The 20,030-nt window shown below is 63.3% G+C and carries 22 protein-coding genes; 12 read left to right on the top strand and 10 right to left on the bottom strand.

The window, feature by feature from the left end:
- Positions 1–156: 156 nt before the first annotated feature.
- A complete protein-coding gene (locus U0025_RS25980) occupies positions 157–3,045 on the bottom strand; it encodes a TonB-dependent receptor domain-containing protein (protein ID WP_004213393.1) in 2,889 nt (962 codons plus the stop codon).
- Positions 3,046–3,277: 232 nt separating this feature from the next.
- Here U0025_RS25980 and U0025_RS26165 point away from each other — a divergent pair, with 232 nt between their 5' ends.
- Positions 3,278–3,544, top strand: coding sequence for a helix-turn-helix domain-containing protein (locus U0025_RS26165; protein ID WP_080604563.1), 267 nt, complete (start codon positions 3,278–3,280; stop codon positions 3,542–3,544).
- Between the two features lie 15 nt (positions 3,545–3,559).
- Here U0025_RS26165 and U0025_RS25975 read toward each other — a convergent pair whose 3' ends face one another.
- A complete protein-coding gene (locus U0025_RS25975) occupies positions 3,560–4,255 on the bottom strand; it encodes a DUF6118 family protein (RefSeq protein ID WP_004213394.1) in 696 nt (231 codons plus the stop codon).
- A gap of 13 nt (positions 4,256–4,268) precedes the next feature.
- Positions 4,269–7,400, bottom strand: a complete 3,132-nt coding sequence (gene traA / locus U0025_RS25970; RefSeq protein ID WP_185708072.1) for a Ti-type conjugative transfer relaxase TraA — start codon at positions 7,398–7,400, stop codon at positions 4,269–4,271.
- A gap of 175 nt (positions 7,401–7,575) precedes the next feature.
- Here traA and traD point away from each other — a divergent pair, with 175 nt between their 5' ends.
- The 7 genes from traD to U0025_RS25935 all read left to right on the top strand — a co-directional run bounded on the left by traD (position 7,576) and on the right by U0025_RS25935 (position 13,710).
- Positions 7,576–7,881 (top strand): conjugal transfer protein TraD, encoded by a 306-nt coding sequence (gene traD / locus U0025_RS25965; RefSeq protein ID WP_004213370.1) that lies wholly within the window; start codon positions 7,576–7,578, stop codon positions 7,879–7,881.
- A gap of 37 nt (positions 7,882–7,918) precedes the next feature.
- Positions 7,919–8,143: a conjugal transfer protein TraD gene (locus tag U0025_RS25960; protein WP_004213372.1), complete on the top strand. Its 225-nt coding sequence runs from the start codon at positions 7,919–7,921 to the stop codon at positions 8,141–8,143.
- Positions 8,140–8,421, top strand: coding sequence for a hypothetical protein (locus U0025_RS25955; protein ID WP_004213373.1), 282 nt, complete (start codon positions 8,140–8,142; stop codon positions 8,419–8,421). The genes U0025_RS25960 and U0025_RS25955 overlap by 4 nt, the downstream gene beginning before the upstream one ends.
- Position 8,422: 1 nt before the next feature.
- The gene (locus U0025_RS25950) at positions 8,423–10,084 is read left to right on the top strand and encodes a type IV secretory system conjugative DNA transfer family protein (RefSeq protein WP_004213374.1); all 1,662 of its coding nucleotides are present in this window, start codon (positions 8,423–8,425) and stop codon (positions 10,082–10,084) included.
- On the top strand, positions 10,081–10,671 hold the full coding sequence (locus U0025_RS25945) for a nucleotidyltransferase family protein (protein WP_004213375.1): 591 nt from the start codon (positions 10,081–10,083) through the stop codon (positions 10,669–10,671). Before U0025_RS25950 ends, U0025_RS25945 begins: the two co-directional genes overlap by 4 nt.
- A complete protein-coding gene (locus U0025_RS25940; protein ID WP_004213376.1) occupies positions 10,665–11,864 on the top strand; it encodes an MFS transporter in 1,200 nt (399 codons plus the stop codon). The genes U0025_RS25945 and U0025_RS25940 overlap by 7 nt, the downstream gene beginning before the upstream one ends.
- A gap of 934 nt (positions 11,865–12,798) precedes the next feature.
- Positions 12,799–13,710 (top strand): replication initiation protein, encoded by a 912-nt coding sequence (locus tag U0025_RS25935; protein ID WP_004213377.1) that lies wholly within the window; start codon positions 12,799–12,801, stop codon positions 13,708–13,710.
- A gap of 56 nt (positions 13,711–13,766) precedes the next feature.
- Here U0025_RS25935 and U0025_RS25930 read toward each other — a convergent pair whose 3' ends face one another.
- The 3 genes from U0025_RS25930 to U0025_RS25920 all read right to left on the bottom strand — a co-directional run bounded on the left by U0025_RS25930 (position 13,767) and on the right by U0025_RS25920 (position 15,410).
- The gene (locus U0025_RS25930; protein WP_004213379.1) at positions 13,767–14,048 is read right to left on the bottom strand and encodes a hypothetical protein; all 282 of its coding nucleotides are present in this window, start codon (positions 14,046–14,048) and stop codon (positions 13,767–13,769) included.
- Between the two features lie 17 nt (positions 14,049–14,065).
- Complete coding sequence (locus tag U0025_RS25925; RefSeq protein WP_004213380.1) at positions 14,066–14,707, bottom strand: AAA family ATPase; 642 nt, start codon at positions 14,705–14,707, stop codon at positions 14,066–14,068.
- Between the two features lie 73 nt (positions 14,708–14,780).
- Positions 14,781–15,410, bottom strand: a complete 630-nt coding sequence (locus U0025_RS25920) for a SprT-like domain-containing protein (RefSeq protein WP_004213382.1) — start codon at positions 15,408–15,410, stop codon at positions 14,781–14,783.
- A 560-nt stretch (positions 15,411–15,970) separates the two neighbouring features.
- Here U0025_RS25920 and U0025_RS25915 point away from each other — a divergent pair.
- The 4 genes from U0025_RS25915 to U0025_RS25900 are packed head-to-tail and all read left to right on the top strand — an operon-like array spanning position 15,971 to position 17,722.
- On the top strand, positions 15,971–16,198 hold the full coding sequence (locus U0025_RS25915; RefSeq protein ID WP_017503387.1) for a DUF4160 domain-containing protein: 228 nt from the start codon (positions 15,971–15,973) through the stop codon (positions 16,196–16,198).
- Positions 16,195–16,647 (top strand): DUF2442 domain-containing protein, encoded by a 453-nt coding sequence (locus U0025_RS25910; protein WP_004213385.1) that lies wholly within the window; start codon positions 16,195–16,197, stop codon positions 16,645–16,647. The genes U0025_RS25915 and U0025_RS25910 overlap by 4 nt, the downstream gene beginning before the upstream one ends.
- An 8-nt stretch (positions 16,648–16,655) precedes the next feature.
- Positions 16,656–17,276 carry a histidine phosphatase family protein gene (locus U0025_RS25905; protein WP_004213387.1) on the top strand — a complete coding sequence of 207 codons (621 nt, stop codon included), beginning with the start codon at positions 16,656–16,658 and terminating at the stop codon, positions 17,274–17,276.
- A 53-nt stretch (positions 17,277–17,329) separates the two neighbouring features.
- Positions 17,330–17,722, top strand: coding sequence for a hypothetical protein (locus U0025_RS25900; RefSeq protein WP_051156979.1), 393 nt, complete (start codon positions 17,330–17,332; stop codon positions 17,720–17,722).
- Between the two features lie 135 nt (positions 17,723–17,857).
- On the opposite strand, the gene U0025_RS25895 is transcribed toward U0025_RS25900, so the two are convergent.
- From U0025_RS25895 to U0025_RS25880, 4 genes are read right to left on the bottom strand one after another with little or no spacing between them, the layout of a single operon-like run.
- Positions 17,858–18,820: a tyrosine-type recombinase/integrase gene (locus U0025_RS25895; RefSeq protein WP_004213389.1), complete on the bottom strand. Its 963-nt coding sequence runs from the start codon at positions 18,818–18,820 to the stop codon at positions 17,858–17,860.
- A complete protein-coding gene (locus U0025_RS25890; RefSeq protein WP_004213390.1) occupies positions 18,817–19,212 on the bottom strand; it encodes a hypothetical protein in 396 nt (131 codons plus the stop codon). Before U0025_RS25890 ends, U0025_RS25895 begins: the two co-directional genes overlap by 4 nt.
- A 46-nt stretch (positions 19,213–19,258) precedes the next feature.
- Positions 19,259–19,564, bottom strand: coding sequence for a hypothetical protein (locus U0025_RS25885; RefSeq protein WP_004213391.1), 306 nt, complete (start codon positions 19,562–19,564; stop codon positions 19,259–19,261).
- Positions 19,561–19,851 (bottom strand): hypothetical protein, encoded by a 291-nt coding sequence (locus U0025_RS25880; protein WP_004213392.1) that lies wholly within the window; start codon positions 19,849–19,851, stop codon positions 19,561–19,563. The genes U0025_RS25885 and U0025_RS25880 overlap by 4 nt, the downstream gene beginning before the upstream one ends.
- Positions 19,852–20,030 lie beyond the last annotated feature (179 nt).

The raw sequence follows: 20,030 nt of genomic DNA, 5'->3' as shown, positions 1-20,030 counted from the left end.
GCTGCCCCGGATATAGGGCAGCTGGTCTTAATCCACCGATATTCGATGGATTCAGATCAGGTAGACAATCCTAAAATAGTTGCGCCCCCGACCCAAGGGAGGTCGAGGGCGCTTCTTAGCAGTGTCGGCCGCTAAGAATTTTCAATTTCGCTAAATTTAAAAGCGCAGCTTTCCCGTCACGAAGAACGAACGGCCCATCACGTCGTAGACGTTCGGATAGGTGTTCGACTGTTCGCCGTTACCCGCGTTCTGAGCCGAAGCCGACAGCGGAGGCTTCTTGTCGAAGGCATTGTTGACGCCGCCGGTCAGAGTGAAGTTGTCGCTGGCTTCGAACGAGGTCGCGAAGTCGAAATAATTCTGCGCCTTCGCCTTTTCCAGGAAGAAGGTCACATCATCATTGTCGTCACGTACCGAACCCAGATAGCGCCAGGCCGTCGAAAAGGTGAAGGCACCGTTCATGTAGGTCGCACGCGCAGCGTGCTTCCACTTCGGCGTCGGCTGACCGCAGCTATTGCCGAAGCGGCCGGCGCATTCGTTGACCAGCGGCACGCCGACGATTGGCGTGAAGTCATACTTCAGCAGACGCGAACCATTGAAGCTCAGGGCGATCTTGCTATCGGCACCGATCGAGAAGCTGTAGGCGACGCCGATATCGATACCGTTGGTCTTCAGGCCACCCGAATTCAGGTTCGTATCGACAATGCGATCGACTTGACCTTGGTCATTGCGGCTGAAGGCGTCGCAATATTGGCTCAGACCCTGGACATAGCATGCCTGGAACAGGTTGCTCTGACCCAGACGCGAGATGTAACCGTCGATCTTGATGTTGTAATAATCGACGGTCGCCGAGAAGCCGGGCAGTGCGCGCGGCGTCAATACGCCACCCACGGTCCAAGTCGTCGACTTTTCTTCACGCAGATTGGCATTGCCCAGAACGGTTGTCGGCGGGTTGACCAGATCCGAATCGGTCAGGTTAGAGCTGCCCAGCTGCGAAGCCGGAACACCGCCTGCGATACAGGCCGCGCCCAGTGCGCTTCCGGCAACCGCTGCTGCCGCTGTACCGCAAGGATCTTCCGCACCGTCGAAGCTGACGGTCTGACCCAGATACAGTTCGTAGACGCTGGGACCACGAATGGCCTTCTGGTACTGACCGCGGAAACCGATGCCCTGAACGGGCTCATACAAGCCACCAGCCGACCAAGTGAAGACGTTGCCGACAGCATTCGAATATTTCGAATAACGGGCAGCGCCGTTCAGTTCCAGACGATTGGCGAACGGCTGATCGGCGAGTAGCGGAACGTTCACTTCGCCGAAGAACTCGGTCACGCTGTAATCACCTTGGGTCGCAGCGCCGGGATTGAAGCCCGCCACGTTGCCCGATGCCAAATTCTGGTCGGGATCGGTCTTGCCAGCTTCCTTGCGCCATTCAGCACCCAGAGCGACACCGACGCCGCCGGCGCCCAGATCGAACAGATTGCTGTTCGTGAAGGCGATGCTGGCGACCTGCGTGGTATATTCCTCGATGTTAGTCGCACCAAGGGCTAGATAGTTTGCAGCGTCGGCGCTCAGGTTGCCCAAGCCGAACAGATTTGCCGGAACGCAAGATGCCACGCCGTTGGCGCAAACCAGATTGCCGCCGCCTGCGACGCCTGCAAACGGATTGCCGCTGATTTCGCCGGTCGTCGGATTCTGGAACGCCGTCGTTACCGAACCCAGGAAGTTGGCAAGATTGACGTTGCCGGTCTGGCGCTGGGTATTCTTGGTACGGGCGTACATATAGTAGCCGTCATAGCTCCAGTCGCCGCCGATATCGCCCTTCATACCGCTAACGATGCGGAAGGCATTACGTTCGTCGACCTGCGTGCGCGGACCGATGCCCGCCGTACGAAAGCCGTAGTTAGAGGTGGTGATGTAACCATCGCCATCCGTGTCGAGCGCACGGAAGGTTGCCTGAGTCGAAGGCGCGAAGAAAGGCGAATTGACATGCAGACGAATGGGGCCAAGGCCGCTCGCATCAAGACCCGTACCAATGGGGGTGCTGTTGCTGATCGGCGTCGGCGCGAGTTCGCCGGTCACGCGATTGTTGACGAATGTGCCGTGCAGATAGGGCTGGAAAGCGTCCGAAATCTCGTAACGCGCCATCGTCGAGATGATGAAGCGCTTCTGTGGAACCTGCAGGAAGTTCACCGGTGCATAATTATAGGCATCAGTTGCCGAATTATATGGGGTGATCGAACCGTCCGAACCGAAATCGACCACGCCGCCGCCATTGGGAAGCGTCACGCGACCCTGTGGCACGGAACCCGAACCACCGAAGAAGGCAGTGCCGTCCCGATTGTCGACCAGTGCGTTACGAGCAAAGCCACGCTCGGAGGCGTAGACCGACTTGCGGTCATAATAGCCGATATGGGTGACGATGTTACCCCGGCCATCGGCGAAGTTCGCGCCGATCGTGCCGTTCACGTCCCAATATTGGCCATCGCCCTTGTCGGTCAGGCCATAGGTCGAGTTCAGCTCGATTCCTTCGAAGTCCTGCTTCAGGACAAAGTTCACTACGCCGGCGATGGCATCCGAACCGTAAACGGCCGAACGACCGCCGGTCACGACGTCAACGCGCTCGATCAGCGCCGAAGGAATGGTATTGAGATCGACAACCTGATTGGTGTCGTAAGACATATAGCGACGACCATCGACGAGAACCAGCGTACGCTGGGTGCCGAGGTTACGCAGGTTCACCGTGGCGACACCGCCGCCCGGATTGTTATCCGCACCACTGGTCGAACCCGTGACCTGGGGCATGCTATTCAGGACGTTTTCCACGTTGGTCTGTCCGCGAAGAGTGAACTCTTCCGAACGCACAACCGAAATCGGACTCGCCTGCTCAACCTCTGGTCGAGCAATGCGCGAACCTGTCACGACAATCGTATCATTCGCTTCGGCATCCGCTGTTTGCGGAACCTCTTGGGCGATCGCTGCGGTCGCAATCAGCGTTGCGCCAGCTGCAACACCAGCTCGCAAAATCGCTAATCTGGAAAACACTTTCATAACATGTAGCCCTGTTCAGTGGCAGATCACTGCCGTCCCTTGCTCATCTCAAAGAAGCTTTCTCTCAGATGAATGGCAAATAACCTGAGCGGGCAACGGGGCCATGTAAAGCAGCCCGGTAAGCGGAAGCGTGTTTTTAGCACCCATGTGTCACATTTGCAACATAGTGAAATTATGCGCAATTTTGCCTAATAGGCACTCTTGATATTCATTTGAAATTTTCGAGCTACCTATGCAAAGCGAGCGCAATAAAATTCTATTCACCACAAAAACTAAGTTGGAAAACAAGTCTGACCAATTGAAATTCGATCTTCATATAATCATCGCAAAAGAAATATCCAAATGGGGCAAAACGCAGGGGGAATGCGCCGCAATAATTGGGATTGGCAGGCCAAGATTGAATGATCTAACACGAGGCAGATTAAATAAATTTTCTTTAGATACTCTAGTAGATATCGCGGAAAAAATTGGTATTCGCGTTGAAATGATAGTGGCTTAGTTTAAATCTAACGCTTTAAATGTTATTAACTTCAATATTACAGCGCACCGGCTTTTTCGCCTTGTCCGCCTGCTCACGGCATTTCTGCACCGTCTCGCGGTTGGCGTCCGACAGCGGCGAGGCCGCGACGATCAGCCCCCAGCTCTCCGGCGCGGTCGATTGCATCAACCGCTGTCCCGCCTCCCACGGTCCCGGCTCATTAAGGACACGGGTCGCCATGCGCTCGGGCCAGCGCCAGCTATCGGGCGTCCACCGCGCGATCGGGCCGGCAAGCAGGGCGTAGAGGAACAGCCCCAGCACCACGCCACCAATGCCGGCGATATACAGCCAGCGATTTTGCTCGTCGCCGCGCCGCGCCGATGCGAGCCGGTTGCCGATCTCGCGTGCGGCCTGGTCCAACCCCGCGCGCGCCTCGGCGACAAGCCGCGCGTCCTCGCGGCGTGCCCCGATCGCCGCCGTCGCGATCTGGCTCGCCATTGAGTCCGGCGTCATCGACAGCAGCGGACTTTTGGCAATGGGGTCGATCCGCTGGGCAAGCGCCACCAATATCTTTTCGGTGCGTTCAAGCGTCGGCCCATAGTCGGGAATCTCGATGGACTCTCGCGCAGCGGTCAGCCCCTCGACAGCAGCGCGCAGCAACGACACTTCGCGCGTGAGCTGCCCGAACGCCCGCGCCGCGTCGTCTTCGCTCTCCCGACCATCCTCATCCATAGTGCGTTTCTCCTTATCGGCTCATGCCCCGGTCACGGCCTATGCCAAGCTCCTGCGTCAACTGGCGGCCCAGCTCGCCGCCGCCCATCTGCCGCCCGCGTTCCATGCCGATCTCAAGTCCAAGATCGCGGGTGCGGTCGCGCAGCACCGATTCCATCTGCGGATCACGCTCAAGGCTCTTCGCCATGCCGGCCATCTCCTTGCCGATCTTCTCGCGGCCCGTCATGTCACCGGCGCGATACAGTTCATCCCGCTGGGCATTGAGTCCCTGCCAGCGTTCCACGAACCGATCGGCGCGCAAGTTCGGATCAGCCCGCACGCGGGCCTCCTGCGCCATTGCCTCGATCATCGGGCCGCTGCGTCCCGCCGCCGCCTCGCGCAACAAGGCCGGATCGCGCTGCATCGCCGATGCCATATCGCGCGAGGCCCCCGCCCTGATCTGATCCAGCGCCTGCCCCGCGCGCTCGAGCGCGACTTTCTGATGCTCAAGCACCGGCCCGCCCGATGCGCGCGCCTGCAACACCGTCTCGGCCGATCGCGAGGCCCGCTCGACCGCGCGCCGGAAGTCGCGATCCTGCTCGGCCCGCACGGGAGAGTCCTTTGCCGGCATCGGCGCCGACGAGCGCATCGGGAGTTTCAACCCATCGAACATGCCCCGCTTGGGGGCCGGTTTTTCCTTTGCGCCCTGCGCTGGTCCGGCCGCCTTCTCCGGCTCAATCGGCAACCTCAAGCCGTCGAACATACTGCGCCGCGGTTGCCGCTCGGCCGCGGCCTTCCCCTCGCCAGCGCCGCGGTCACCGCCAATATCGCGCGTGCGCGAATCCTCGCCCATCTGGCGTGAGGTTCCCGCGCGGGGCGCGAGGATCTCCACGCCCTTGCGCTCGGGCGCATCCGGCAAGCAGATCTCGCCCGACAGCCCGCGACGGTCGGCGAAAGCACGAATATCCTGCGCCGTATCGCGGGAATAATCCGACGCCATATCCTTCGCCCGCTCCCGCCCCAGCGTGCGGACAAGCCGGGACACGTCAGCGAAGTCGTCGCAGCCGTAATGGAGCTGCACCCCGTCCCGGTGTCGCGACAGCGCCACATAGGCCGAATGGCGGTCCATGCCGGGGGTCGCCAGTACATGCCCCTGATCGACCGTCACACCCTGCGATTTATGGATGGTGGCGGCATAGCCATGATCGACATGGACATAATCCTTGAGGTCGAACGCCACCTGTCGGCCATCGTCAAGGCGAACGGCCATGCTGTCGGGCGACACGCGCTCGACCTTCCCCAGCGTGCCATTCTTCACGCCCATGCCGCGCTCGTTCTTCAGGAACATGATGCGGTCGCCGCTGGCGAACTCGCGCGCGCCGCGCGCGGCCGACACCGCCACGTCCTGCCCCAGCTCGCCGGCGTCGCGCAGCCGATCGCGCGCGGCCAGGTTGAGGTCGCGCACCTCGGCATTGGTGTGGGTGAGGATGATCCGCGTCTTGTCGGGATCGGCAAGCCGCTGCGCGTCCCATGTGTCGATCAGCTCGGCGCGGGCCGCCTCGCGCGTCTCGGCCGCGTGGACCATGCCTTGGCTGGAATAGGCATGGATCGCCTCGCCGGTCCTGCCCGTCGCCAGCGCCCGCGTGGCATCCTTCTGCCAGTCCTCATGCTGCCGGCGAACCTCGTTGATCTCGGCCGCGCCGTGGCGCTCGGCAAGGGACCGGAACGCCGCGCCGGCCTCGATCGCCTGCAACTGCTCCGCGTCGCCGACTAGAACGACCTTCGCTCCCGCACTCTCGGCCTCGGACAATACGCGCTCCATCTGGCGCGTGCCGATCATGCCGGCCTCGTCGATCACCAGCACGTCGCGCGGCCCCAGCAGCTCACGACCCTGGCCCCACTGATATTCCATGCTCGCGATCGTGCGCGACGCGATGCCGGAGCCGCCCTCCAAGCCCTCGGCCGCGATGCCGGACAGGGCCGCACCGCGCACCTGATAGCCGGCGCGCTCCCATTCGTCGCGCGCCACGCCCAACATGGTCGATTTGCCGGTGCCGGCATAGCCGACGACGATTGCCAGGTCGTTCTTGCCGGTGATATGCGCCAGCGCTTCCTGCTGCTGGCTCCCCAGCGACAGAGCACCACTTCCGGCGGCGCGACTGGCGTAGGTCGTGTCCGCCGGGAGACCATGCCCGCCCCGATCGGCAAGCCGATCGCCGGCCTGGCTTAACCGCTGCTCCGTCTCGATCATGTCGCGGGAGGTAAAGCGATCCTCGCCGCGCCCGTCCTTCCCCAGCGCCACCAGCTCGGGCGAGATCCGCACTGCGCGCATCACCTGGTCGAACTGATCCTTGCCGTCGCTGTGCCGGAACGCGAACTGCGCCAGGTCGCGCCGCGTGAACGTCGCCTGTTGGCGCGTGATCGCATCGAGCGCGATGTACGGATTGGCAATGATCTTCTCGCCATTCTCGCGCGCGATCCGGGCATGATCCTCGACCCGCTCGGCCTCAAGCCCCTGTTCGGGCATCCGCGACGCCGCCGGCCCGATCTTGTGTTGCGGCTCAAGGTCGATCCCTTGGCGCTCCAACGTGCGGTGATCTATGCGAGCGTCAATATCCAGCTCGGCCAGGCGCTCGTTGACGTGATCGGCCCACGCCTCGCGCCATTCCTGCAAGAGCGCCGTGCTGTTCCACTCGCGCACCTTCTGCCCGAAACCCTCCGGCCCTACCTCGCGCATCGACAGCATGACATGCGCGTGCGGCTTGGGTTGCCCGTCCTTCCCCATGTCCCAATGCACATTGAGGTCGGCCACCATGCCGCGTTCGACGAACTGCTTTTCGACGAAATCGCGCGCGAGCTGGACACCCTGTTGCTGGTTCAGCTCGCGCGGAATCGAGAACTCGACTTCGCGGGCAAGCTGCGCATCCTTCCGCTTCTCTCCGGCCTCGACCTCATTCCACAGCGTCGTGCGATCGCTTAAACGCTCCGGCGCACCTTCGGGCAACATGATCTCCGAATGGACGACGCCGGCCTTGTTCGAGAAATCATGGTCGCGCCCGAGCCGGTCATCGTGCAGCCGCTCCGCCGCACGATAGGCAGCACTCGCAACGGCGCTCGATCCGTTGGCGCGGCTGATGACCTTGGCCGAGAAATGGTAGATCGCCATGACGACCGCTATACTGCCTTTCTAAGCGCACGTCGGCAACGACGTATAAGCGCGCACTCACTCTCTCTGCCGTTCGCGTGATTGACTTCGCCGCATTTCTCATTCGGAACCGCTGTCCTGCATCCGCGATCGTGCTACGCTGCCGCTCCCGATCATGGAGCGCGAGGGAGAGAATATGCGCAAGGTCCGCGACTATGACTCCGAGTTGAAGGCGCTGGGCGACAAGGCCCGCGCGCTCAAGGCGAAGAAGGTCCAGCAACTAGGCGAGCTGGTCACGTCCACCGGCGCCGATGCGCTCGATCTCGATCTGCTGGCCGGCGCGCTACTTGCCGCCGTGGAATCGGCTGATGCGAACGAAAAGGAGGCGTGGCGCGCGAAGGGTGCCGCCTTCTTTCAGGGACGCGGGCGTAAGACTGGCCGACGCGCTGGCGGCGACGGTGAACGCACAAAGCAAACTGGCGCAGGCGAGAAACAGGCTTGAAGCCGCCGCGCGCCGCACTGATACGAGAGGATGGGTCGTGGCCCGACGCGAGCGCACGCGCCATCTCATAGAGCTGGGTGGCCTCATCCAGAAAGCCGGCCTGGTCGAGCTGGCCGACGACGATCGCGCCACCCTCTACGGCGCGATGCTGGATCTTGCCGCGCGCGCGCAGGGCGACGATGCCGACAATGTCCTGGCTCTCTGGAAGCGACGCGGCAAACGCGCGTTCGACGCGGAAGCGGAAGGGAGTAACACACCATGAACAGGCTCGATGTCGAGGCGATCCGCGCCCAGGTCCGCGCGCTCGATTTCGTGCGCGGCACGCCCGCCGAAGTCGCCATGTGGCGCGAGGATGCTGCAGAGGCCAGCGCCAATCTCGCGATCGAAGGCATGGCGCTGACAGAGGATGACGCCGCACTGTTCGACATGCTGCGCGAGGAAGCCGTGCCTCCCCCCCTTGCTACCGCGATCATCCTCAAGCTGCTCGGCCATCCCGACGCCGACCCGGCGCTGGCTGTCACGCCGATCGGGATGGCCTGACATGGAATGGTTCCGCCAGCTCGGCCGCGCGATCCGCAACCTCGCCCGCATCGCGCGCGAGCAACCGATATGGGCGATCACGGCCCTCGTCACCAGCCCGGTTGCTCTGATCCGTCATCTGTTCCGTGTCGCCATCCTCGGCCTGATCGTCGGCATCGTCCTGGCCGCCGGTATGCAATATGTCCTGCATTCGCTGCTCGGCCTGGCCCGTGATTCCCATCTCTACCAGACCGTGATGATGCTGACCTTCCTCGTCATCATCCTCGTGCCCCTGCGCGCCCTCTTCCAGCCCCTGATCCTGCGCTATGGCGGACCCGACAGCGATGCCACCCACGGCTCCGCCCGCTTCGCCTCGGATCGCGAGACAAAGCCCCTCGCCCAAAATGGCGACGGCCTGTTGATCGGCCGCGACCGCAAGACCGGCAAGCCGCTGCGCTATGCCGGCCCCGCCCATCTGCTGACGATCGCGCCGACGCGCACCGGCAAGGGTGTGGGCACGATCATTCCCAACCTGATCGACTATCCCGGCCCGGTCGTCTGCATCGACCCCAAGGGCGAGAATGCCCGCATCACCGCCCGCCAGCGCGGAAGGTTCGGCCCGGTCCATGTTCTCGATCCATTTGGCGTCACCGGCATTCCCTCGGCCGCGTTCAACCCGCTCGACCGGATCGACCCCGCCGGCCTCGATCTCGCCGACGACTGCATGACGCTGGCCGATGCGCTGGTCTATGACGCCCCCGGCGAAGCCGGCGAGGCTCACTGGAACGAAGAAGCCAAGGCGCTGATCGCCGGCATCATCCTGTCGATCGCCACCAGTGAGCCACCGGCAACGCGCACCCTCGCGACCCTGCGCGACCGCCTCACTCTCGCGCCCGCCGCCTTCGCCGCGCAGCTCGAAGCGATGCAGGCGCAAGGCGGCCTCGCCGCCCGCGCGGCAAATCGCCACCTCGGCAAGTCCGATCGCGAAGCCGCCGGCGTGCTGTCGGCCGCGCAGCGCCATACCCATTTCCTCGACAGCCCCCGCATGACGGCAGTGCTGGGACATTCGGATTTCACCTTCGCCGATGTGAAGGCGCGGCCCATCAGCGTCTATCTGGTGCTGCCGCCCGATCGGCTCGCCACCTATGCCCGCTGGCTGCGCCTGATGCTCGCCCAAGGGTTGACCGATCTGGCGCGCGCGCCGCCCTCCCCTGCCCGCCCCGTCCTGTTCCTGCTCGATGAGTTCGCCGCGCTCGGCCGCCTCGAACCCGTCGAGCGCGCCATGGGCCTGATGGCCGGCTACGGCATCCAGCTCTGGCCGATCCTACAGGACGTCCACCAACTCCGCGCACTCTATGAGCGCCGCGCCGGCACTTTCCTGTCCAACGCCGGCGTGCTGCAGGTGTTCGGCGTCAACGATCACGACAGCGCCAAGCTCGTCTCCGATCTGCTCGGCCAGGAAACGGTGGTGTTCGAGACCATGAGCCGCGCTCTCGACGCGGAAGAAAGCGGCCTGTCCTTCGGCGTCCAGCATGTCGCTCGGCCCCTGCTCACGCCTGATGAAGTCCGCACGCTGCGCGACGATTACCAGCTCCTGTTTCTCGCGGGGCAACGGCCGATCGTCGCCGCCAAGCTGCGCTATTATGCCGATCGCGAGTTCGCCGGGAAATATGATCCGGCATGAAGTCGTTTAAACGTCCTTCTGCCCGCGATCGACAGGGCCTCACGGCGCTGGTGCTGGGGCATCCGATCCTGTCCGGGATCATGAAGGCATGGCTGCAACTGGCGCTGCCCGATTGCTGGCTCTCGGGCAGCGCCATCGCCCAGGCCCGTTGGAACGAGGCATTCGGCCTGCCTGCCACGCATGGGATCGCCGATGTGGATCTCGTCTATTTCGACGCCTCCGATCTCTCGGAAGAGGCGGAAAATGAGCACGCGGCCAGGATCGCGCGCATCTTTCCCGACATGCCGGTGCGTATCGACCTCAAGAACCAGGCCCGCGTGCATCTCTGGTATGAAGCGCGGTTCGGCTATGCGATCGAGCCTTATCGTTCGGCCGCCCAGGCCATCGCCACCTTCCCCACGACCTCGGCCGCGATCGGCGTGAGGCCTAGCGCCAGCGGCATCGAGATGATCGCCCCGTTCGGCCTCGCCGATCTTCTCGCCCCTGTCGTGCGGCCGAACCGAGCACAGATCACGCAAGCCATCTACGAGACGAAACTAGCGCGCTGGAAAAGCCTCTGGCCCGATCTGCAGGCGGCCCAATGGTGATGATCGCGTTTCGCCAAGGCTGGGGGTGGCTGGTCCTTGCCGCGCTGACGGTCTCGACCATCGGCGACGAAATCACGCTGCTGACGCTGATGTTCCGCACCGCCGAAAGCGCGCCCGCCTATGGCGTCCCGGCGCTGCTCATCGTGGAGCTGCTACCCGGCCTCATTGCCGCGCCCTGGGCGGGCCGGCTGATCGACCGCAGGGACGCGGCCCGCGTGCTGGTCCTGGTGTCGGCGCTGCAAGCGGCGGTGATCGCGCTCATCGCCTACTATCCCGCATTCACGCTCGTCGGGACCGCGCTGCTCAGTGTGTTGTTCACGATCTCCAGCGCGGCCACCTTCGCGCTGATCCCGGTTCTGGCAAGCGGGCTCGGCATGACGCTCGCGCGGGCCAACAGCTTTCTCGAAGTCGTCCGCAGCCTCGGGATGCTCGCCGGTCCTGTCGCCGGCGGCGTGCTGGTGGGCTGGATGGGATCGACAAACGCCCTCCTGATTGACGCCGCCAGTTTCGCCCTGTTGCTGCTCGTCGTCGCGATGAGCGGTCTGCGCCGCGTACCGCAGAAGCATGAGACGGAAGAAACCACGCTGTTCGCCGATTATCGGCCGCTGCTGGGCAATCGGCGCGTGATGGTGGCGACCGGCGCGCTTAGTCTTGAAGTGTTCGCGACCGCCATTGCCGATGTCGCCTTTGTGTTCCTTATCATCATGACGCTGAAAAGCGGCCCTGCCACGTTCGGCCTGCTGACCGCTTTGTGGGCCGCCGGGATGCTGGTCGGCGCGGCGCTGGCCGAACGGATCATCGGCCGCAGGATCGGCCTGGCTGCGTTCGGAACCGCCGCGATCATGGGCGCGACCATGCTGCTGATCGGTCTCGCGCCCGTAAGCCTCGTGATCGTCGCTATCGCCTTCATCGCCGGCGGGGGCGCGAACAGCGTTCACAATGTCGCCGTGCGGACCCTGCTGCAATCCGAGTGCCCGCCCGCCGATCATGGCAAGGTCGCCGCGATCTACGGCGCGGTGACGCGCACCGCCACGATCGGCGGCTATGTCGTTGGCGGCCTTTTCGTGCCGGACGACGCGCCGTCCGCCTACCTCGTTGGCGGCTTGTTAGGCGTCGGCGCGGGCCTGATCGGGTGGCGGATATTCAACGGCCGATGGTCGCTTGTTCATTCGCCTCGGAGTAAGGGCGTTTAAACGGGCGCCCGACAAAGAGCCACCGTTCCGATATACAGACGATATCCGAATAATGGCGTTCCGCTGCACATATGCCGCGCCGGAATCGCTCGAAAGCGTAGGAAATCGCGCTCTGGCGTGCGAAAGGTGAGTTTTGGGGTATCGGCTCACCGTTCGCATTTCGCACGGCGGTGGGTGATGCCCCGAAGGGTTGTAGATCTCGCGCAGGAAAATCAGCCGCCTGGGAGGCGGTGGAGCGCCATGGGCGTTCCACCGCCCGAAACCCTGTTCAACAATTGGAATCGCGTTGTCCGGCCCGGAAATCGCCCCTGCCGGAACGTTTCCGCGTCCTCTGCCCTCTCCGATCGAGCGTCGTCCTATCCGCCTGGCTTTTCTGGAAAGCCATTTGCAACGCTGGGTCTAGGCGGTGTGCGGGCGATAGGAGCGCGAGGTTTGTCCCCATTCCCAAATTATCAAAAGCTTGCCGGCAAAGCCGGCTCATCATGGGGATGCCGGGTGGGAGGATCGCGTAGCGATCCGGGGCGGCCGTAGGCCGCGAGCCGGCGGGGCGAAGCCCCAAGAGGCGGTGCTTTTCTTTTTCTTTGGGCGTGTCGGTCCTGCTGGCGCAGAGTTATCCACAGGCAGGGCTACCCCAAAACTCACCGTTCACCTTCTGATTCAAAGATTCTTCTTAGATTCAAGATTCAGGGTGCCTCAAACCCGCAGAAAACTTGGAAAAATGACCTCGAAAAGTGAGTGTTGGGGTCGAGTCGCGTGAGTTTTGGGGTAGCCTTCGGTGAGTTTTGGGGGCGGTAAAAGTGAGTGTTGGGGTCGAGTCCGGTGAGCTTTGGGGTATCCGCAAAATTGACGGTGAGTTTTGGGGTAGCCTCTCCCCTGATCGCGAACGGCGAGCTTTAGGATTTGCGTAGCTCACCGTTGCTGTTAAGGTGAGGGCATGGCTTTGACAAACTCACCAGTGAAGGACGGCAAGGCAAAGACTGCCTCGGGCAACGAAACCGCCCTGACCCTCGCCCAAAGGGGGCGCGGAAACCCTTTCGATCCCGCCAATTACGGGGAAATCGTCAAACCTGGCGAACTGGTCGATATTGTTGAGCTGTCGCCCCTCACCCTCGCCGATCGGCGAATCTACAATCTGCTGATCGCGAACGCCTGGGACCGGATCGGCGAGCCGGTCATTCACCGCATCGCCAAATCCGCGCTCAAGGGCACGCACCAGGGCAATGAGCGCATAGAAAGCTCGCTGCTGCGCCTGATGGGCACGATCGCGATCGTCACCATCCGCAAGGCCGGCAAGAGCTACAAGCGCCGCGTCCAGCTTCTCGGCCCCAGCGACGAAAGCCTCGAGAAAGACGGCTTCCTCCATTATCGGATTCCCGAGGAGCTGATTGAGATACTGCGCAACAGCGAGGTCTATGCCCGTCTCAAGACGCAGGTGATGTATTGTTTCGAGTCGAAATATGCGCTGTGCCTCTATGAAATGATCGAACGGCGGATCGGCCTCGAATACAAGCAAAGCGAAGAGTTCACGATTGCGGAGCTGCGCGGGCTGCTCAACGTGCCGGAAGGCAAGTTGGAACGCTTCGCCGATTTCAACAAATACTGCCTCAAGGTTGCGCAGGACGAAATCAACAAGCTCTGCCCCTTCTGGGTCGAGTTCACGCCGATCAAGAAGGGCCGCAAGGTCGAGCGGGTTTCGATGATGTGGCTCCCGAAAACCATGAGCGGCCGCCGCGACGCGCAAAACCTGATCGACCAACATAGTATCGTCCGCCGCGCCAAGCTACGCGGGGACATACCCGAAATGCCGGTGCTGGTGGCCTTCAACCAGTCCGCCGCCCAAAGGTGAGGCCCTACCCCAAAACTCACTTTTCGCGCGCTGGGGCTGCCTCGCCCTAGCCGGTCCTACCCCTCGCCGGCATCGAGCGCGCGGCTCACCGTGAACTGTATCCATGCGCTGCGGCTGATTCCGCGCCGCTTGGCAGCCGCATCGACCTTGGCGAGAAGCGCGCGATCGAACCGCAGCATCACCGGGGACTTGCGCGGCTCGGCCCCCTGCCCCGCCTCGTCGGCCTCCGCCGCGATCGGCGCGGCCTCCGGCTTGGCCGCGCCGGCAATGAAGGCATCGGCCGCCGCCTCGTCCATCGGCGGCTTGGGCTTGCTGTTCGGTTTACGAGCGATAGCCATAAAAAATCACTCCGATATTATCTTGATATACAAACCGCGCCGATCAGCGCCGTCAATTCGTCTATCGCCTTGGGGTCGCGCGGGCTTTGCTCGATAACCGCCCTGCCTTCGGCCGCCGCGTTCGGGAACGCTTTGCGCCGCACGATCGACGTGGGCAGCACCTCGATGCCGTCGATATCGCCGATCATCTCCAAGGCGGCCTCATTGTCGGCCCCCTGCGCGTCTGCGCCGTTCAGCACTGCGACGGCGCGCAAGCCCTCGTTGATCTCGCGCGCTTCGGCGACCAGCGCCGAAACCTGATCGAGCGCCCACACGTCGAAGCTGCGCGGCTGCACCGGCACCAGGAGCGTATCGGCGACGGTGAGCGCGGCGCGGAGCGATCCGGTGTCGCGTCCGCCCACGTCGATGATGATATCATCATATTTGGTGGCGAGCTGGCGGACCTGGCTGCGCAGCGCCGCGCCGGTGAGGGCGACGGCGGTATAGCCCGCTTGCCCAAGCCGCTCGGCGCGAAGCTGGGTGAAGGTGAGGGCGGTGCCCTGCTCGTCCCCGTCCACCAGCAAGAGGTCGCGGCCGGCGAGCGCCAGCGCGACCGCGAGATTGACGGCGAGGGTGGTCTTGCCCACGCCGCCTTTCGTGTTTCCGACTGCCAATATCATAATGCCCTCACTCCGCGCGTCATCGTTAATCGTTTCGGCATGATCTGTCTATCGTTGTGATATACAGTCGCGCTCAATCCTCCGGCTCGGGATCGTCGTCGTCCAGCGGATGCTCCATGACCCCATGCCCCTCGATCGGGCAGAGCGGCGCACCGGCCTGTTCCAGCCATTTGCGCGCGGTTCTGACGGTATAGCCGCACGTCGCACACTCGCATTTGAGCATCCGGGTTTTCTGCTTCCTGGGCGCGGTCGACTCCCCGTCCGTGTCGAGGCGGGCATGGGGGAGGGGGCCAGCGGCATCGAGGATCGGCACGATGGCGGCAAGGAACGCCTCTCCGGGGGTGGTGGCGCGCATCGGCCCGACAAGCCCCAGCCCCAGCGCGATCCGTTTAAACGCCGCCCCATGTCCGGCCGGGATGCCGACGGCAGCATGGACCAGCTCATGCGCGAGGATGGCCGCGATCTGCGAGGGCATCGCGTCGGGCGCGTGCGCGAGGTCCGGGCGGATGAAGATTTCAAAATGCCCGTCCGCGCTCAAACGGTTGTCCCAGCACTCGCCGATCGCCTTGCCCTTGCGGCCCGCGCTGGTGAAGCCGATCGCGACCCGCACGCGCGAGGGCAGGGGGGCATCCAGCGCCTCGAACAGCGGGGCCATGCCCGCCGCCACCCGGTTGAGCCAGCTTTCGCGATTGTCCTGCGTCATGCCTTCTACTCCCTTCAAATCGCCCTTCGGGGCGATGGCCTCTCGCCATCGCTCCCGAGTTCGCGCGGAGCAGCCGGCCAGAGAGGGGAGCAGCGGGAATCGACGGGGTGGTGCGGGCGCAGGGAGCGAAGCGACTGAGCCTCGGCTCGTCTATTCCCGTTGCGGGGGAGAGGCGGCCGGGACCGCCTTTCCCCCCGAACGAACATCGACGCCGGCGCACGCCGGCACCGCAGGGCAGGGGCCTTGCCCCGGCCCCCGCGCGAGGATCGTCACGCTATGCGCCAAGACCGCTTGCGGGCTTGGTCGGAGCCTTCAGGCGGAGATAGAGCCGTGCCCGCAGGGACGCGCCCATAATCACTTTCTAATGTCGGACTGACGGCATAACGCTATCGTTATGATATACATATAATAGCAAAAAGTGCTGAACTGGTCATGCCCCGCGCCTCTCAAGCGTTCCTGAAATGACGATCGACCGCCTCGTCCCACCCCGGCTCAAAGCCTGCTTCAGGAGGAAAGGGCGTCTCTCTTGCACTAGTGCAACGGTTGCACTATATGGAGGCATGGTCACGATGTTTCGCGGTCCCCGCTGGAAGATTGCCGTCTATGGCCGCGATCATGGCGTGCCGCATTTTCACATCGAAGGCCCGGATTTCCGCTGCTCGGTGGCAATCGCGACGTTCGAGCTGATCGTCGGCACCGTGCCAACGGCGGTCCTGAAAGACGCTTTGGAATGGGCGGGGCCGAACCAGGCGCTGCTCATGCAGACATGGCAGGAGTTGAACGGATGAACGTCACCGACAAGACCCGCACTATTGCCGCCGTGCGCGCGATTGGTCCTTCGGCGCTGCATGTGTCGTGGTCGGATGGCACGGCCGCCGATATCGAGCTGGGCGCGATCCTCAATGATCGCGCCTTCGCCCCGCTGCGCGATCCCGGCGAGTTCGCCAAGGTCGAGCTGGGCGATTGGGGGCATAGCCTGGCCTGGCCTTCGGGGGTCGAGCTGGGCGCGGACATGCTGTGGCTCGAAACGCTCTCGGCAACCGGACATAGCGACGTGCGCGCCTTTCTCGAATGGCGGCTGCGCCATGCCCTGTCGCTGTCGAAGGCGGCCGACGCGCTGGGCGTCTCACGCCGGATGGTCGCCTATTATTCCAATGGCGAAAAGAGAGTGCCCAAGCCGATCCTGCTGGCCTGTCGGGGCTGGGAGGTCAGCGACGGGCTGCATCAGGCGGCATAGGCGGAGCAATGCGAGCAATCTTCATCCGCCACGGCGAATCCACCGGCAACGCCGGCGTGCCCTGCCATGATCTCGCGACGATCGAGCTGACGGAGCGCGGCCACGAACAGGCGAGGGCGGTCGCGGCGAGCTGGACGCAAGCACCCGCGCTCATCGTAACGTCGCCCTATACGCGCACCCGGCAGACGGCCGCGCCGACGATCGCGCGCTTTCCCGGCGTGCCGGTCGAAGTGTGGCCGATCGAAGAGTTCACCTATCTGCAACCGGCGCGCTGGAACGGCACGCGCAGCGCCGAACGGATGCCGCACCTCGAACGCTATTGGCAGGACGCGGACCCGGACTATTGCGACGGGGAAGAGGCGGAGAGCTTCGCCACGCTGCTGCGGCGCTGCGAGGCGGCGCTAGATCGCCTCGCAGCCATGCCTGCGGGATCGCTGGTCTATGTGTTCGGGCATGGGCAGTTCATCCAGGCCGCGCGTGCGATCGTCGCCGACGCCGATCTGGACGAAAGGGCTAAGATGCGGGCGTTCTGGCGCAAGGGCGAGCCGCCCGCGATCAGCAACGCGCAGCGGGTAGGCTTCCATTGGCAGGGCGGGCGCTGGGAATGTGCGCCGGCGCTGGCTGCCTAGTGGCGGGATTCACCTGTTTGTCAGCCATGACTTTTTGAGGATATCGCTGTCGCATGGAAACGCGACTAGACCTTCGATTCCGGATCGTCTCAGGGCTGTATCTGGCTTGCTTCGGGATTGGCGCATTCAATCATGCACGTGATTTTCTGGCCTATGGCTGGCGGCCTTATAGTTGGGGGCCAACGATCCTGGAATTATTCTGGACCTCGCTAATCCTTCTGGATTTGCTCGTTATCGCCCTGCTTCTTTCACGATTTAAGCGATCTGGCCTGCTGTTGGCGGGAGCGGTCATGATTGCCGATGTGATAGCAAATACTTACGCGCTGGTGGTCCTGAAAATTGCGGCGTTCGGGGTCGCCGTGCCGCTCCAAGCGACATTTCTAGGTTTCATACTTGGCTCAATTCCCTTCATTTGGCCTAGGAAAGCGGTGACCTTGGCCACCTAACGGCAATCACATGATTTGCGCCGCTGATCGTCTCCCCTGATCGCGGCCCCCGGCCCGCTCGATCTGGCTGCACGAAAAACACTGTCGGATTGGGAAACTGCACGACAACGGCGCTGGCGGGGTTTTCCGTCACCCTTAGATCAACACCCGCTCCACCTCGTCGAGCGTCACGTCATCGGGCCGCCGATCGTAGAGCTGGGTGGTGCGCGTCGAGCTGTGGTTCGCCATCGTCGCGGCCGTCTCCAGGGTGCCGCCGTTTTTCAGATAGGTGGTAATGCCGGTTGCGCGGAAAGAGTGGTTGCCGATCGCCGTCCCGATCTCGGCCGCGCCAGCGCGTCGGCGCACCATCGCAAAGGCATTGGCTTGGGGCAGGGGGGTATCGCTTAGTCGCTTAGTCCCGCGTGCGATCGTGCGGAACAGCGGCCCTTTGCGATCCTCGCGCAGCGCGCACCCGTCGATATAGGCGGTCAGATAATCCTCAAGGTTATGGTGGCACGGCATCTCATGCCGCTTGCCGCCCTTTTCGTGAAGGCGGACCCACAGGCGGCGGTTCTGCATGAACACGTCCTCGACGCGCATGGAAAGTGCCGCGCCGATCCGCGCGAAGCTGTAGACCATGAGCGCGATCAAGGCGCGGTCGCGAAGGCCCGCATGGGCGGACACGTCAATGCTGTCGAGCAAGCGCCGCGCCTCGTCAGGGGCCAGCACCGGGGTTTTGCCGCGCCTGACGCTATGCGCCGGCCCACGCACTGAACCAGCGGGGTTCACCGGCACGATATGGCCCGTCACCAGCCATCCGAAAAGATTGCGAATGGCCGCGAGCTGCTGCTTGACGCTGGGCGGGGCAACCTCGCGCCCCAGCGCCTCGACCCAGGCCGCGACATGGAGCGGCTGCACGCCGGCAAGCGATGTCACCCCGCGCGCCTCAACCCAAGCCAGGAAGTCGGCCGACGCCCGCATATAGGCGCGGCGGGTATGCGGGTTGCGGATGGTGACAGCGAAGAACTCAAGGAACCGCAGTCGCGCCGTCTCGTCGGCCGACGCCACCAGCGCCGGCAATATGAGCGTGGGCGAGGGGAGGGGAGCCAGCTCGTTCATCGCGCGATCTTCGCCCAACGCGCCGGCTCGGGGCGCGGTTCGACCATTTCGCGGCGCAGCTCGTCAAACACCTCGTCCAAGTCGTAGGTGCGCCCCGCTTTCTCATCCTCAAGGCCGCTCTTTATCGACGCATCCAATATCCGACGCAGCAGCTCGTCGCGCAGATCGCGGTGCGGCTCCATCTCGATGAAGTTTTTGACGATCGCGAACACTGCCTCGGAAGGATCGACAAAATGGCCCTGCTCGACCTGCGCCAGCAACCAATCGGCCATGTCGCCGGGTAGGTATGCCTCGAAACGCAGCCCGCCCGCGCGCGCCTGCTCGCGTAGCACCTTGGCCTGGTCGCGCTCGGCATAGTTGTCAGCGAAAGCCTCGCCGTCATCCTTGTGCATCGTGGCCTCCTTGTGATGGATCTTCAGGGCCGTTTAAACGGTCTCGTCAGGGTCGCCCTCGGACATGGGCTGCGGGATCGATGATGGTGATGGCGTCCTGCGCGCCGTTGGTGACGGCATCGGCGATCCCGAACAGCTCGACGCGCCCGCCCTCATTGTAGATGCGGCCCGCGACGGTGCCGTGGACAATGGCCCGCGCGCCGCGCTCGATCGTGAGGTTGCCCGCGATCGTGCCGTGCAGGATGAAGCGCACGCCCCGGCGCAACGTCGCGTCGCCGGCGATCATGCCATAAAGGGCGATGTCTTCCTCGATCGCGAACGGCCCCTCGATCTTCTCATGCACCGCTTTCATCGCTTGGGCGACTTGAGCTTTTTAACCTTGGGCTTGATCCGGCGCGCCTCGGTGGACACGGCGGGATCGCAATTTTCCTCGACCCGTTCCTGAAACCGGGCTGCCAGCTCCCCGCTGGAAAATACGAGCCGATGATACCCACGCTCTTCAAAGCTTTCATCGGTCTGGTCACGCATAGCCCTGAAGCCTTGGGGGCCGAGATAGTTGGCCTGTCGCCGCGCGAGGTCTGCGAGCGCGACCGGGTTCCGGTTCGTTTTTCCTACTGTGATATAGACGGCTGTTCGCAAGACTTCCTCCATCGCCTGTGGAGGAGTCAACATACCACCGTTATATATGTGATAAAGGACATTATCATATGTAGAGTGTCGGGTGAATCCGGCTTATGCTTCATCCACGCAGAGTGTGTTAATCGAAGCTTTGTAGCGGACAACACCGCTCGCCTACTCAGTGGCGTTGAATGGCATTT

The sequence above is a fragment of the Sphingobium yanoikuyae genome, from assembly GCF_034424525.1.
Taxonomy (GTDB): domain Bacteria; phylum Pseudomonadota; class Alphaproteobacteria; order Sphingomonadales; family Sphingomonadaceae; genus Sphingobium; species Sphingobium yanoikuyae.
The sequence above is the reverse complement of the archived record's forward strand: the minus strand, read 5'-3'. Positions and strand labels throughout refer to the sequence as shown.